Source organism: Ectopseudomonas guguanensis (assembly GCF_900104265.1).
In the GTDB taxonomy this organism is placed as follows: Bacteria; Pseudomonadota; Gammaproteobacteria; order Pseudomonadales; family Pseudomonadaceae; genus Aquipseudomonas; species Aquipseudomonas guguanensis.
The window spans coordinates 95,080-108,734 of sequence record NZ_FNJJ01000006.1 but is presented as its reverse complement, the minus strand read 5'-3'; the positions used below and the strand labels follow the sequence as shown (position 1 = coordinate 108,734).

12 protein-coding genes and 1 tRNA gene are annotated in these 13,655 nt (G+C 57.1%); 12 read left to right on the top strand and 1 reads right to left on the bottom strand.

What is annotated here, in order from left to right:
- Positions 1–16 precede the first annotated feature (16 nt).
- From infC to BLS61_RS10475, 12 genes are all read left to right on the top strand, one after another.
- Positions 17–550, top strand: a complete 534-nt coding sequence (gene infC / locus BLS61_RS10530; RefSeq protein WP_090430571.1) for a translation initiation factor IF-3 — start codon at positions 17–19, stop codon at positions 548–550.
- 60 nt (positions 551–610) lie between these two features.
- Positions 611–805 carry a 50S ribosomal protein L35 gene (gene rpmI, locus BLS61_RS10525; RefSeq protein WP_003243407.1) on the top strand — a complete coding sequence of 65 codons (195 nt, stop codon included), beginning with the start codon at positions 611–613 and terminating at the stop codon, positions 803–805.
- A gap of 29 nt (positions 806–834) precedes the next feature.
- Positions 835–1,191, top strand: a complete 357-nt coding sequence (gene rplT, locus BLS61_RS10520; protein WP_003243409.1) for a 50S ribosomal protein L20 — start codon at positions 835–837, stop codon at positions 1,189–1,191.
- A gap of 96 nt (positions 1,192–1,287) precedes the next feature.
- Positions 1,288–2,304: a phenylalanine--tRNA ligase subunit alpha gene (pheS, locus tag BLS61_RS10515; protein WP_090430569.1), complete on the top strand. Its 1,017-nt coding sequence runs from the start codon at positions 1,288–1,290 to the stop codon at positions 2,302–2,304.
- Positions 2,305–2,348: 44 nt separating this feature from the next.
- A complete protein-coding gene (gene pheT / locus BLS61_RS10510) occupies positions 2,349–4,727 on the top strand; it encodes a phenylalanine--tRNA ligase subunit beta (RefSeq protein WP_090430566.1) in 2,379 nt (792 codons plus the stop codon).
- A 3-nt stretch (positions 4,728–4,730) separates the two neighbouring features.
- The gene (gene ihfA, locus BLS61_RS10505; RefSeq protein WP_003243414.1) at positions 4,731–5,033 is read left to right on the top strand and encodes an integration host factor subunit alpha; all 303 of its coding nucleotides are present in this window, start codon (positions 4,731–4,733) and stop codon (positions 5,031–5,033) included.
- Positions 5,014–5,370, top strand: a complete 357-nt coding sequence (locus tag BLS61_RS10500; protein ID WP_013716019.1) for a MerR family transcriptional regulator — start codon at positions 5,014–5,016, stop codon at positions 5,368–5,370. The genes ihfA and BLS61_RS10500 overlap by 20 nt, the downstream gene beginning before the upstream one ends.
- A 75-nt stretch (positions 5,371–5,445) precedes the next feature.
- A tRNA-Pro gene (locus BLS61_RS10495) sits at positions 5,446–5,522 on the top strand.
- A 713-nt stretch (positions 5,523–6,235) separates the two neighbouring features.
- Positions 6,236–8,287 (top strand): ATP-dependent nuclease, encoded by a 2,052-nt coding sequence (locus BLS61_RS10490; RefSeq protein WP_244157934.1) that lies wholly within the window; start codon positions 6,236–6,238, stop codon positions 8,285–8,287.
- Positions 8,284–10,272, top strand: coding sequence for a UvrD-helicase domain-containing protein (locus tag BLS61_RS10485; protein ID WP_090430562.1), 1,989 nt, complete (start codon positions 8,284–8,286; stop codon positions 10,270–10,272). Before BLS61_RS10490 ends, BLS61_RS10485 begins: the two co-directional genes overlap by 4 nt.
- A gap of 269 nt (positions 10,273–10,541) precedes the next feature.
- Complete coding sequence (locus tag BLS61_RS10480) at positions 10,542–11,258, top strand: hypothetical protein (RefSeq protein WP_090430560.1); 717 nt, start codon at positions 10,542–10,544, stop codon at positions 11,256–11,258.
- Between the two features lie 199 nt (positions 11,259–11,457).
- Entirely contained in the window at positions 11,458–12,231 is a 774-nt protein-coding gene (locus BLS61_RS10475; RefSeq protein ID WP_090430558.1) for a hypothetical protein, read from the top strand.
- 146 nt (positions 12,232–12,377) lie between these two features.
- Here BLS61_RS10475 and BLS61_RS10470 read toward each other — a convergent pair whose 3' ends face one another.
- A complete protein-coding gene (locus BLS61_RS10470; RefSeq protein WP_244157938.1) occupies positions 12,378–13,478 on the bottom strand; it encodes a reverse transcriptase family protein in 1,101 nt (366 codons plus the stop codon).
- Positions 13,479–13,655: the final 177 nt, after the last annotated feature.

Sequence of the window (13,655 nt, the reverse complement as noted above, 5' to 3'; positions counted from 1 at the left end):
AACTATTAAGCGTGATATGAGACAGGACAAGCGGGCCGCCCCCAAGGCGCCGATCAACGAGAACATCACTGCACGTGAGGTTCGTCTGATTGGCGCGGACGGCCAGCAGATTGGTGTGGTTTCCATCGATGAAGCGTTGAACGCTGCCGAGGAAGCCAAGCTGGATCTGGTGGAGATTTCCGCAGACGCGGTGCCACCGGTTTGCCGCATCATGGACTACGGCAAGCACCTGTTCGAGAAGAAAAAGCAGGCTGCTCTGGCGAAGAAGAACCAGCACCAGCAGCAGATCAAAGAGATCAAGTTTCGTCCAGGGACGGAAGAAGGGGATTACCAGGTAAAACTACGCAACCTGGTACGTTTCCTTGAAGATGGGGACAAGGCCAAGGTATCGCTTCGATTCCGCGGCCGTGAGATGGCCCACCAGGAGCTGGGTATGGAGCTGCTTAAGCGGGTCGAAGCCGACCTCGCCGAACTCGGCACCGTAGAACAGCATCCTAAGCTGGAAGGACGCCAGCTGATGATGGTCATCGCTCCCAAGAAGCGTAAATAACCTCCCGGGCACTGGCAGGCCTGATGGTTATCAGTTGTTAATGAATGCGGAGTACTAAACATGCCAAAAATGAAAACCAAGAGCGGTGCTGCAAAGCGCTTCCTGAAGACTGCTTCGGGTTACAAGCACAAGCACGCTTTCAAGAGCCACATCCTGACCAAGATGTCCACCAAGCGTAAGCGCCAGCTGCGTGGCAGCTCGCTGATCGGTCCGTCGGACGTCGCAAAAGTCGAGCGCATGCTGCGCGTTCGTTAATCGGTCAAGATATCTAGAGGTAATTACTCATGGCTCGTGTTAAGCGTGGCGTTATCGCTCGTGCTCGTCACAAAAAAATCCTGAAGCTCGCCAAGGGCTACTACGGTGCACGTTCGCGCGTGTTCCGCGTTGCCAAGCAAGCGGTAATCAAGGCTGGCCAATACGCCTACCGTGACCGCCGTCAGCGCAAGCGTCAGTTCCGCGCACTGTGGATCGCTCGTATCAACGCTGGTGCTCGCGTCAACGGTCTGTCCTACAGCCGTCTGATCGCTGGCCTGAAGAAAGCGTCGATCGAAATCGACCGCAAGGTTCTGGCCGATCTGGCAGTGAACGAAAAAGCGGCGTTTGCTGCGATTGTCGAGAAAGCTAAGGCCGTTCTGGCTTAAGTCCCCCGACAATCACCGGGTTCGCCCGGTGGCAACGTCAAAGATAGGGGAAGAGCCTTAACAGCTCTTCCCCTATTTCGTATCTGGAGTCTGTAAATGGAAAATCTGGATGCATTGGTCTCCCAAGCGCTCGAGGCCGTGCAACAAAGCGAAGATGTCAACGCCCTGGAGCAGCTCCGGGTTCAGTACCTTGGCAAGAAAGGCGAGCTCACCGCCCTGATGCAGACTCTGGGCAAGCTGTCGGCTGAAGAGCGTCCGCAGGCCGGTGCCTTGATCAACACTGCCAAGAACCAGGTGCAAGATGCCCTGAATGTCCGCAAATCCGTGCTTGAGCAGGCTCTGCTCGCCGAGAAGCTGGCATCCGAGCGTATCGATGTGACCCTGCCAGGCCGCGGCCAGACCTCCGGTGGTCTGCATCCGGTGACCCGCACGCTCGAGCGTGTCGAGCAGTTCTTCACCCATATCGGTTACAGTGTCGCCGAGGGCCCGGAAGTCGAAGACGACTACCACAACTTCGAAGCGCTCAACATCCCCGGCCACCACCCGGCGCGGGCGATGCACGATACCTTCTATTTCAATGCGAACATGCTGCTGCGCACCCACACCTCGCCGGTACAGGTGCGCACCATGGAATCGCAGCAGCCGCCGATCCGCATCGTCTGCCCCGGCCGTGTCTATCGCTGCGATTCCGATATCACCCACTCGCCGATGTTCCACCAGGTCGAAGGCCTGTTGGTCGACGAGGGCATCAGCTTCGCCGACCTCAAGGGCACCATCGAAGAATTCCTTCGCGTGTTCTTCGAGAAGCCGCTGGGCGTGCGTTTCCGTCCTTCCTTCTTCCCGTTCACCGAGCCGTCGGCCGAGGTCGACATGCAGTGCGTGATGTGCTCGGGCAAGGGCTGCCGCGTCTGCAAGCAGACCGGCTGGCTGGAAGTGATGGGCTGCGGCATGGTGCATCCGAACGTGCTGCGCATGAGCGGCATCGATCCCGAGAAATACTCCGGTTTCGCCTTCGGCATGGGCGTCGAGCGCCTGGCCATGCTGCGTTATGGCGTCAATGACTTGCGCCTGTTCTTCGATAACGACCTGCGGTTCCTGGCGCAATTTCGCTAGCAGCCGCCCCTCGTAATCGAATTCGTTTAAGGAGAACAGACAACATGAAATTCAGTGAACAGTGGCTGCGCAGCTGGGTGAACCCGGACGTCTCGCGCGACGAGCTGGTGGCCCGCCTGTCGATGGTCGGCCTGGAAGTGGACGCCGTGATTCCGGTGGCTGGCGCTTTCAGCGGCGTGGTGGTCGGCGAGATCCTCAGCGCCGAGCAGCACCCGGACGCCGACAAGTTGCGCGTGTGTCAGGTGAGCAATGGTAGCGAGAGCTTCCAGGTCGTCTGCGGCGCGCCGAATGCACGTGCCGGCATCAAGATCCCCTTCGCCATGATCGGCGCCGAGCTGCCGGGCGACTTCAAGATCAAGAAGGCCAAGCTGCGCGGTGTGGAGTCCCAGGGCATGCTGTGCTCGGCCTCCGAACTGCAGATCAGCGACGAAAACAGCGGCCTGATGGAGCTGGCGGCGGACGCCCCGGTCGGTCAGGACATCCGCGCCTACCTGGGCCTGGACGATGCCAGCATCGAGATCGGTCTGACTCCCAATCGCGGCGACTGCCTGTCGCTGGCGGGTCTGGCTCGTGAAGTCGGTGCCATCTACGGTGCTCCAGTATCGGCGGTATCGGTTGCTCCGGTCACAGCGATCCATGACGAAGTGCGCCCGGTGGAAGTGCTGGCGCCCAAGGCCTGCCCGCGCTACCTGGGCCGCGTCATTCGCAACGTCGACCTGTCCAGGCCGACTCCGTTGTGGATGGTCGAGCGCCTGCGCCGTTCCGACATTCGCAGCATCGACGCGGCCGTCGACGTTACCAACTACGTGATGCTCGAGTTGGGCCAGCCCATGCACGCCTTCGACCTAGCCGAGATCAACGGCGGCGTCCGCGTGCGCATGGCCGAAGAGGGCGAGAAGCTGGTGCTGCTCGATGGCCAGGAAGTTAGCCTGCGCGCCGACACCCTGGTGATCGCCGATCACAGCCGCGCCCTGGCGATTGCCGGCGTGATGGGCGGCGAGCACAGTGGTGTGAGTGACAAGACTCGCGATCTGTTCCTGGAAAGCGCCTTCTTCGACAACGTTGCCGTGGCTGGTAAGGCGCGCTCCTACGGCCTGCACACCGACTCGTCGCACCGTTTCGAGCGTGGCGTCGATTCGCAGCTGGCGCGCAGCGCCATGGAGCGTGCCACCGCGCTGCTGCTGGAGATCGTTGGCGGCGAAGCCGGTCCGATCATCGAAGTGGCCAGCGCTGCCGATCTGCCGAATGTTGCGCCGATCACCCTGCGTGCCGAGCGCGTCAGCCAGATGCTGAGCATGGATATGGACGGTGCCGAGGTCGAGCGCCTGCTCCGCGCGCTGGGCCTGGGCGTGACCGCCCAAGGCGCCGGCCAGTGGCTGGTCAGCGTGCCGAGCCATCGCTTCGACATTAGCCTGGAAGTGGACCTGATCGAAGAGCTGGGTCGCTTGTACGGTTACAACCGCCTGCCGGTACGCTATCCGCAGGCGCGTCTTGCGCCGCAGGCCAAGGCCGAGGCGCGTGCCGAGCTGCCTGCGCTGCGTCGCCTGCTGGTTGCTCGTGGCTATCAGGAAGCGATCACCTACAGCTTCATCGATCCCAAGCTGTTCGAACTCTTCAATCCCGGTGTCGAGCCTCTGCAGCTGGCCAACCCGATCTCCGCCGACATGGCTGCCATGCGCTCGTCGCTGTGGCCGGGGCTGGTCAAGGCGCTGCAGCACAACCTCAACCGTCAGCAGTCGCGCGTACGCCTGTTCGAGAGTGGCCTGCGTTTCGTAGGCCAGCTGGAAGGTCTGCAGCAGGAGGCCATGTTGGCCGGCGTGATCAGTGGCAGTCGTCTGCCGGAAGGCTGGGCCAACAGCCGCGAGAGCGTCGACTTCTACGATCTGAAGGCCGATGTAGAGGCGCTGTTGGGTTATGCCGGTGCGGCCAATGCCTTCAGCTTCGTGCCGGGCGAGCATCCAGCTCTGCACCCTGGTCAGACCGCCAGTATCGAGCGGGAAGGGCGCCTGGTCGGTTTCATCGGTGCGCTGCACCCGGAGCTGGCCAAGACCCTGGGGCTGGATCAGCCAGTATTCCTCTTCGAACTGGTGCTGGCCGAAGTCGCCGCTGGTCGTATGCCGGCGTTCAGCGAGCTGTCGCGCTTCCCTGAGGTGCGTCGTGACCTGGCGTTGCTGGTCGATCGCGAGCAACCGGCCGAGGCGGTACTGGCAGCAATCCGTGAAACAGCGGGCGAATGGCTGACGGACCTCAAGCTATTTGACGTCTATCACGGTAAAGGTATTGATCCGCTTAGAAAAAGCCTTGCCGTCGGCTTGACCTGGCAACATCCATCGCGCACTCTTAATGACGATGAGGTGAGTACTACTACGCAAAATATCCTCACCTGCCTCGAACAAAGGTTCAACGCCACGTTAAGGAAGTAGCGTATGGGGGCTCTGACGAAAGCTGAAATGGCGGAACGTCTGTATGAAGAGCTCGGCCTGAACAAAAGGGAAGCCAAGGAACTGGTGGAGCTGTTTTTTGAAGAGATCCGCCAGGCTCTTGAGCTGAACGAACAGGTCAAGCTTTCCGGGTTCGGTAACTTCGACTTGCGCGACAAGCGCCAGCGACCCGGCCGTAACCCGAAAACAGGGGAAGAGATTCCAATCACGGCTCGCCGTGTGGTCACTTTTCGTCCAGGGCAAAAATTGAAAGCCAGGGTCGAGGCATATGCTGGAACCAAGTCATAACGACGAACTACCGGCAATTCCCGGCAAACGCTACTTCACAATCGGTGAGGTCAGCGAACTCTGCGCGGTCAAACCTCACGTTCTGCGTTACTGGGAACAGGAATTCCCACAGCTCAACCCGGTCAAGCGGCGGGGCAACCGCCGCTACTATCAGCGGCAGGACGTGTTGATGATCCGACAGATTCGAGCGCTGCTGTACGATCAGGGCTTTACCATCGGCGGAGCGCGCCAGCGCCTTTCGGGTGATGAAGCCAAGGACGACACCACCCAGTATCGTCAGCTGATCAAACAGATGATTGCCGAGCTCGAGGATGTGTTGCACGTACTGAAGAAGTAAGACGAAGAAAAAGTTGCCTTATTTCAAAAGCTTAATGTATAGTTCCTCCCGCTTTCGGTCACCCGGAAGCATCGTCGGGGCGTAGCGCAGCCCGGTAGCGCACTTGCATGGGGTGCAAGGGGTCGAGTGTTCGAATCACTCCGTCCCGACCAAAAAACCCTAGAAAATCCAGTCACTTAGCGGTGACTGGATTTTTTTATGCCTGCTTGTTTTTGTGGTCTTTAGAAAATAGGCGTTTTGGTTGCCAATTGGTTGCCAATTGAGATTGGCTATGACGACCGTCTTTGATTCCTCTACCCATTCAGCCCGCGATGTCACCGAGCTGACCGCGCGGGCAATCTCCGGGGAGCCTGCGAGGCAGCGGCGATCCTAGCTTCGCGGCGCTGAGTACCCCGTCTTCAAGCCCCTCCTGGGCGCGCTTCAAAACTTCAGTGCGGCGACCAGGTTATTCGACAAGCGGGTCCGCTTCGCCGTGGGAAAGCTGATCATTACGGTGGCGTAGTTGAGTATTCGCATTGGTTCCGACATCAATTCGCATGCCTAACCGACACCTATTCGCCACGCCGACAGTTAGTTTTGCCGACGCCCGGTGATAGCCAGTCACGGACTTGCTGTTCAAGTGGCCTCTCGCCGGTGGCCGTTACACGCCATAAGTGGACAGTCATCCTCTGAACGCTAGACAAGCTGGATTTGCGTCACCAGTGCGTCTTGTTGGCTCTCCTAGTCTCACTACACAAAAAATCTGCACACTCTCGGCTTTCATGGCATATAGCTACCACGTCTAGGGATGTGATGGCGCCAGTCGATTTTGCCTCGCTCCCTGCCATGAAACCAGGATGGGGGCAGCTCTGTGTACCTTTCGGCTTTGAAGATCGAGAATTTTCGCCAGTTCGGCCATGCCAATCGTGCGCTGGATATCCAGTTCAACGAAGGGGTAACTGCTCTCGTTGGTGAAAATGATGCTGGTAAGACCGCAGTCATCGATGCTATCCGTTACGTATTGCAAACCCGGGATTCTGAGTATCTTCGCCTGCAGATCGAGGATTTTCACATTGCCAACGATGGCACGCAGGCGGAGGCCATCACCCTCAGGTGCACCCTGGAAGGGCTGACCCCTGCAGAACTCGGGGCTTTCGCTGAGTACGTGACCTACAAAAATGGCGTAGGACGACTTTACGTTCACTGGTCGGCCCGCCGCGTCGTCGCGTCTGCCTCAACCCGCAAATGGGTCGATATCTCGGTTCGCTCGGGTGAAAACGGAGAAGGTCCGCCTCTAGACGTGGGTGTACGACAACTGCTGGCCACCGCATACCTGAAACCGCTGCGCGACGCAGAGAGGGAGATGTCGCCAGGCAGGCATTCCAGATTATCCCAGGTGCTGAGTAGTTTCCCCAATATTGAAGCCGGCAGCGCATTTGACCCCGCTGCGCTCCCGGCTGATCTCGCTGCTGCTGAAGCCCTCAGCATTGCCGGCATGGGCGACTTTCTTCGCCACCTGGTAAACAGTCATGGCGCCATTGTCTCCGCTCAGAAAGAAATCAACGACACTTACCTGCGCCCGCTATCGCTCGCTGGTCAGCCGCTCACAAGCCGCATCGGCTTTGGGGAAGGTGGAACTGATCCCGCCAAGCTCAAGCAGATTTTGGAGCGTCTGGAGCTCGGGTTGCTGGATCACGCCACTGGTGAGGCTCGCGGCGTTTACGGGCTAGGCTCCAACAACGTGTTGTTTATGGCCTGTGAGCTATTGCTGCTCGGTAAAGAGCCTGACGGCCTTCCATTGCTACTCATCGAAGAGCCGGAAGCGCACCTGCACCCGCAGCGCCAACTTCAATTGATGGAGTTTCTTGAGGTCGCGGCTCAACCATCTACAGGCTTGAGGCGGGTTCAGGTCATCCTGACCACGCACAGCCCCAACCTGAGCTCGAAAATTCCATTGCAGAGCCTGGTCCTGATGCAGCGACAGCAGGCGTTCTCCCTCGCGGAAGAACAGACCTGTCTGGCGCCTGATGACTATCGCTTCCTCAGTCGTTTCCTGGACGTCACCAAGGCAGGCTTGTTCTTCGCCAAGGGATTGCTTGTTGTTGAAGGTGATGCAGAGGCCATTCTCCTGCCGTCGCTTGCTCGGCGACTGGGCAAGGACCTCACCAAGCACGGCGTATCGATCATCAACGTGGGTGGTGTTGGTTTGCGGCGCTATTCAAAAATTCTGCAGCGAAAAGATACATCCAAGGGTGAGATCACGGTGCCTACCGCGTGCATCACCGACATGGACGTGATGCCGGATTGCGCGCCCGAGATTCTGGGCTTGAAGGGGGTGAAGGGGGCGGTATGGCCAGACAAAGCCGACCGGCGCTGGCGCGCTATGAAAGACTTCGGCACCACCGTGGCTGAAATTGAGAAAGGCCTCAAGGAACACCGCGAGAAGCGAGCAGAAAGCGATGGGCAATGTGTGCGTACGTTCGTTGCCGATCACTGGACGCTCGAGTACGACTTGGCATTCAAAGGCCTCTCGAAGGAAGTCCACACTGCCGCATACCTGGCTATCAACGAGGAGAAGATCGATGAAGGCAAGGAGACCAAGACCAGCTTGCTGAAGAAGGCACAGACAGCCTTCGATAAGATCCAGGCTACCTACACTAATGAGGACGCTCGGTGCTCCGCGATCTACAAACTGTTCAAAAGAGCATCCAAAGCGATTGCGGCCCAACACCTGATCGACTTGATCGAGCAGCGTTTCGAAGACCGCTCCCTGGATGCGGAGACGCTGAGGGTGATGTTGCCCACCTACGTTGTCCATGCGATCAGCTACGCAACCGGGGGGGCAACACTGACCACCACCAGTCCGACTCACCCCACTCCGGTACCCGTCGCACCAAATCCAGGATCTGCTGAGTCGTTGGAAGAGGTCGCCAAATGACGCTTGGCCAACTGGTTGCCCCAATCACTGACGCGGATGTGGACTGGGTCATTGAGTTGATGGGATTAGAAGCACTGGACGAGCCTCGTCGCAACTTCTTGAGGTCCATGGATACCGTAGATCTAGCAGCCTGTCCTGGTAGCGGGAAGACAACACTAGTCGTCGCAAAGCTTGCAATCCTGGCTCGCCATTGGAAGAGCCGCATGCAGGGGATCTGCGTTCTCTCGCATACCAACGCGGCTCGGGAGGAGATCGAGAAACGCCTCGGCGGCACAGAGGTGGGGCAACGGCTGCTGCGTTTTCCTCACTACATCGACACCATCCATGGCTTCACCAGCCGATTCTTGGCATCGCCATGGTTACGCTCGAAAGGTATCTCGTTGCAGGCCATTGACGATGAAGCCACGCAGAAAGCGCGCAGAAGAGAACTGACTTACCGCGAGCATTTAGGTGCGCAATCGGCCTTCGAGAAAAAATTCAAAAGTCTTCACAGCTTGCGGATTCGGTCTGCTGATTTTGACCAACCGCTCGGCGCTGAAGATATTGGTTTCGCGCCACACACAGCCACCTACAAGAGTGTGGTGAAATCGCTCAGTGGCGCAGCGAAGGCTGGCTACTTCTGCTTCGATGAGGTGTTTGTGCTTGGCCACGCTTTACTCGATCAGGGTGAGAGCGTGGGCGCAGCATTACGCCTGCGCTTCCCATGCGTCTTGATCGATGAGATGCAGGATACCCAGCCTGACCAAGCGGGCGTGCTTCAGCGTGTCTTTCCCCGCGATGATCCAGGCATCCGGGTCATTCGCGTCGGCGATCCAAACCAAGAAATATTTGAAAAAAACACACCGCTGCTGGATCCGTTCCCTGGCCCGGGGCGTCAGTTGGAGATCGCCAGCAGCTTCCGTTTTGATCAGGCCATTGCATCAATCGCTAACCCTTTTGCTTATGTCCCTATTACGAATGGCTTAATAGGACTTCGAGCTCCGCGTGCTCCAGGTCGTACCCCTAACACGATCATCGTCTTCCCTGACGAAGATGCGACTGGGGTGCTGGACGAATACGGAAAGCTGGTGCTGAAACATCTGCCGGCGGAAACCCGTAAGGCGGGTGTGTACGCTATCGGTGCAGTGCACCGTCTTGAGAACTACAAAGCGAACCAGTATCCGAAGGCTTTGGAGCATTACTGGCCATCCTACCGATATGATACGACCAAGACATCGTTCAAACCTCGTACGTTCGCAGAAGGCGCTCACATTGCTCGCCGCTACGCGATGCGAGATCCCACAGCTTCTTCATCCGTCGAGTTGCTGGCTTCGTGCCTGGCCAATTTAGGCCTACTAGCGTTTCCTGGAAGTCAGGTGCAACTGAGAAGCCGCTATCAAGCTTCGGTGGTACAGAAACTCACGACTAAGCCAAAAGCCTTCGCTTGGTATCGCGAGTGCCTCCAGCAGATTCTGTTCGTACCGTCGGCGGTCACAGAGCAACATTGGGTAAAGGTAATCACTCCGAAACTCTTGCTGCTGGCAGCCGCTCTTTATGATGCTGAGGGCGTGACAGCTGACCTCCAAGGCCACCAGTATCTCGCTTGGGAGCCTGCTGCAACAGCCACTGAAGCCGGAGAAGGCGGAGGCTCTCTGATTAACACCTATCGATTCCAGGATGGTGCTGACGGAGTCGACATTCAGATGTCATCTATTCACTCAGAAAAAGGCAAAACCCACGCAGCGACGCTGATCCTAGAGACCTTCAGGAAAACCCACTTCATTCAGAAGTTTATGCCGTTGCTTGAAGGCGGAAAGGCTGCTACCAAGAGACCACCCGATAGCGCCAAGAAAGACATGATGCTGATGTATGTGGGAATGACCCGACCGACTCACATGCTGTGCTTGGCCGCACGTCAGAGCTCTTTGGGGGAAGGGGCCGCCAGAGAAAAGCGGAGAGTTGCGCTCGAAACCGCCGGGTGGTCGATTTTGGATCTGACTGAATAGGTCCCGGTTTTCTAGAGACCGTCGTGCATGAGTGCGCGAATTTTGTGTGGCAGGGGCAAAGCGCTGAAGACAAAACTGAATTTTCATGCGGCTATGAGTGACTGCATTTGGCCGTCTTGAGCCAGTCACAGCAGGCTGGAGTCGGCCAACGCCAGCCTCTCGCTGCTGGCTCCTAAAGCAGCCAATATGCGAAGCAAAATCGAGACCGAACCAACGAGTTACTCCGCAAGCTTTGCGGCAACAGTTGAAACGCATCAGAGGGAATTGATATGCCGCAAGTCGCTGTGCAGACCTTCGACCCGCGTCCTTACATCGAAAGATATTACGCGGCCTTAGAGATCGATAAGCATGAGAATCCGTTTCCACGGCTGAAGGCGTGGGAGTTTCTCTATGAATACATCTGGGGCACGAGCCGCTCTTGGCGTTCGCTGACCGATTCGGTCAACCTCGACACAACAGCCTTGCACGTGGGGTTCTATCTGGCTAACTGGGGAATGTTTCGTGGACGCTCGGAGCTGTTGCGCAACAGCAATCTGGACCTGATGAAGGAGCTGGTGCTGCGTCTGTTCCAAGGCAAGGGTGCTGAGCTATTCGACCTTAGCGGTAAGGACTTTCTGCCAGGAGCGCCCAACCTTACGCGCAATCAGGCTGTGCTCGATGAGGTGGTTCAGATCTTTCACAACATGCCGGGAAACGTGTCTTGGACCGACACCTTGATCAGTAAAATCCTGTTAGGCGTCTGGGGTGAGTATCCTGCGCTCGATCGATACTACAAAATTGGTATCCGTTCATTCTATCCCTATCGGGGGTTGACTGAAGTCAGTGGCCGCTCGCTCACGTTGCTGATGGAGTTGATCGAGATGGAGGGTTTCGAACTTCCAGCCATCGAAACCAAACGCCTGCGGCTTTCGTACCCCCAAGGGCGGCTTTTAGACATGGCCTTTTTTCAGGCCGGTCTTGAGCTCACAACTCGCACTACACGGTAGCATTCGTATGGGGCGCTGGCGGCAATCATAGTCGGGAGCAGAAACTTACTTGCCATCAATGGATCGTCTGCTTCTGGCCGATTGCTCGGGATTCCCTTGATGCCGGGTGACGCAAAGCCTCTAGCCAGTGGCAGCGCTCGTCACGTAAAAGGGCTTCAGCATCCTGGACGGCTACCTGCAAAAACCAAAGGAGAAGATGATGCCAAGATTTGAAGAGACGCTTTTGCAGGTTGCCAACATGGACGTTCTAGAGGGGTTACCTGACACCGTTAGAGCGATTCCTGAGCAAATCGCATCCGCCACGGGAAGTGAGGTACAGGTGTTACCGCTCAGCGCGTTAGTAGATTCTTGCACTTTTCTCGAAAAGTCTAATATCTCGTGCGAGGTAAATGGCAGCGCTATCACCATCTGGTGCAAGCCTTATGAATTCACCAGCTCAATGCTAGGGCATGAGCTCATTCATCTTCGCCGCAAGCTCGTCGAGCAAGTGCCAATGCTCATTCCCCTTCGAACAGCCAACGAGCAGCAGAGCACCACTATCCACTTCTTTGAAAATGAGATGGAGCACCTATTTATCATCCCGGAGGAGATTGATCTCTTTCCAGACGCAGAGGAGCGGTGGGCGAAGCAGTACAGGGATCGTGTTGGGCGCATAACCCAAGCGTCGACCCCCGACCTTTTTGAGTTGGTCTTTACGTGGACTCAGTTACGGCTGTCCCTGCCAAACCAGTTGGAGCTGGCAAAAGCTCTAGGTCAGTATCTTCGTTCCTTACCTGAAACATGGGTCAAAACCGTTGACTACTTTCGCCAAGACATGGCTCAGGCGTTACCGAGCAAGTCCTGCGTGATCAATGTCATGAAGGATTTTTTAGGTCGCGGTGGTAAGTTCACCTCAAGAAATATGATAACTGCCCAACACGTTGTTGATCACGATGGCGAACTCATAATCCTACCTATCCTCAACGCTCAGTAGCTCCTGCTTCGCTAGGTGCGAAGGACAGCTTTGGTCGCCAGCAGATGAGATGCAATTTTCTACTTTCCGCTAGTAGCTGTCGCTCACGCGGCGGCCTCTATCGGTCATAAGCATACATTTGTTCAGTCATTTGACGGAGAGTGCTCTCAATACAACACCGGCCACTTAACGCGCTCTAGTCTCGCCTTAATGTCCTTGCCGTACGCAGGCTCAATCTGGATTGCATAGGCGGCAAGTCCCATCAGATGGTTGCGCATGCCTGTAACCGCCGAAAAGCCCCGGCGCTCGGCATGTTTCAAAGGCCCCACATCATCGCGTTCCAGGTAGTACAGGTGCATCCGCATTTTCAACTTGAACGCACGGGGCAGCCTGGGTGCGTCTTGGTCGACCTGGAGTCCCAGAACGATTTTCCGGCTGCGCGGCGAGGCCACTGTCGTTTTAGCTAGGTTTGGAGTGAGTCCAAACCTCCTCAATACTCCATAAACCTCGTAGATAGCTTTTCTGGCATCCTCTCGTTCAAATCCAGGATCGGCCGTAGAGAAAGTGAGGTCATCCGCGTATCGTGTGTAGGTCAATCCGTATCGATCTGCCAGGCCGGTCATCAGGACATCGACGTCCCGCATTGCGAGGTTTGCGAGCATCGGGCTGGTCGCGGCGCCTTGAGGGAGGTGCCCAAGTCTCCACACAGCGTAGGATTTGATCTTAGATCTCGAAAGGGGGGGCTTGCGGAACCATTTCCTAGAGCGGCGCATCCCGTTGAAAGGGCCAACTCGTGTACAGAGGCGTGACAATTCCAAGGACATGAGAGGCTGGTATCCAAGGCTGCGGAACACTCGGTAGCAATCGACTTCAGAGATCGATTCAAAGAAGCGTTGCACGTCAACCTTTATCAGCCAACGACTGGCGCAGTGAGGTGCGGCCGCATCGACTAGGCGGCAGTTAGGTGCAAATGCTGTGCTGGCAGGATGGGTTTTTCCTTTGGCCAACACGTGCTGGGCAATCCATCGCTGAGCCACTGCAAGGCTTTGGGGTGGCACGCAGATCACCCGGAATGAGGTGGGTTGGTCTGGCCGCGCACGTTTTCGAACCCTAAAAATCTTGTAGGCCTCTACCTCTCGCGAGACGTAATCACGTAGGTGCAAGTACGGGACTTGGGTCAGGTGCGCCAAGTGCTTCAAGGTCAATATTGGTGGCAGAGAAGAGTGAACTGCGACGGTCTTTTGAGCCGTTGCGATCGCTGCCGCCATCACCGAGGAGGATACTGCGCTTGCTCCCGGGGAGCGACGATAGTGCTGAGGCTTCCAATCCTTCATCTACTTTGACACCCGCAGGGTGAGTGCTCACGCCGCAGGCAGAAGGCCACGCCACTAGGCTGTGGCGTGAGCGCTTAGCCGTAAGCAGGGGCTAGTACATAGAGCAGCAGT

What these genes read in the sequence shown, in the direction of transcription:
- ihfA (WP_003243414.1), top strand. Translation starts at nt 4,731, where the DNA reads ATGGGGGCTCTGACGAAAGCTGAAATGGCGGAACGTCTGTATGAAGAG.
- BLS61_RS10500 (WP_013716019.1), top strand. Translation starts at nt 5,014, where the DNA reads ATGCTGGAACCAAGTCATAACGACGAACTACCGGCAATTCCCGGCAAA.
- rplT (WP_003243409.1), top strand. Translation starts at nt 835, where the DNA reads ATGGCTCGTGTTAAGCGTGGCGTTATCGCTCGTGCTCGTCACAAAAAA.
- pheT (WP_090430566.1), top strand. Translation starts at nt 2,349, where the DNA reads ATGAAATTCAGTGAACAGTGGCTGCGCAGCTGGGTGAACCCGGACGTC.
- infC (WP_090430571.1), top strand. Translation starts at nt 17, where the DNA reads ATGAGACAGGACAAGCGGGCCGCCCCCAAGGCGCCGATCAACGAGAAC.
- pheS (WP_090430569.1), top strand. Translation starts at nt 1,288, where the DNA reads ATGGAAAATCTGGATGCATTGGTCTCCCAAGCGCTCGAGGCCGTGCAA.
- BLS61_RS10480 (WP_090430560.1), top strand. Translation starts at nt 10,542, where the DNA reads ATGCCGCAAGTCGCTGTGCAGACCTTCGACCCGCGTCCTTACATCGAA.
- rpmI (WP_003243407.1), top strand. Translation starts at nt 611, where the DNA reads ATGCCAAAAATGAAAACCAAGAGCGGTGCTGCAAAGCGCTTCCTGAAG.
- BLS61_RS10470 (WP_244157938.1), bottom strand. Translation starts at nt 13,478, where the DNA reads ATGGCGGCAGCGATCGCAACGGCTCAAAAGACCGTCGCAGTTCACTCT.
- BLS61_RS10475 (WP_090430558.1), top strand. Translation starts at nt 11,458, where the DNA reads ATGCCAAGATTTGAAGAGACGCTTTTGCAGGTTGCCAACATGGACGTT.
- BLS61_RS10485 (WP_090430562.1), top strand. Translation starts at nt 8,284, where the DNA reads ATGACGCTTGGCCAACTGGTTGCCCCAATCACTGACGCGGATGTGGAC.